Raw genomic sequence first — 244 nt, 5'->3', positions numbered from 1 at the left:
AGGCGCTGGAGCGGGCGCCGCACACGCCGGTGCGGGAGCTGGACATCCTGCCGGGCGCTGAGCGGGCGTACCTGCTGGAGGAGCTGAACCGGACGGCGGCGGCGTATCCGTCGGAGCAGTGCATCCACGAACTGTTCGAGGCGCAGGTCGCCAAGGCGCCGGAGGCGGTTGCGGTGGTCTGTGCGGAGGAGCGCGTGAGCTATGGCGAGCTCAATGCGCGGGCCAACCGTCTGGCGCATTATCT

1 protein-coding gene is annotated in these 244 nt (G+C 70.1%); it reads left to right on the top strand.

The genetic code is table 11. The features are described 5' to 3' along the window. Window positions 1-244: hypothetical protein (locus ACLFKU_RS44960; RefSeq protein WP_410853539.1), on the top strand; the 244-nt coding region annotated here is incomplete at both ends.

It is taken from the genome of Paraburkholderia sp. EG304 (genome assembly GCF_046543485.1).
GTDB classification, from domain to species: Bacteria; Pseudomonadota; Gammaproteobacteria; order Burkholderiales; family Burkholderiaceae; genus Paraburkholderia; species Paraburkholderia youngii.
This window is presented reverse-complemented; position numbering and strand designations above follow the sequence as displayed.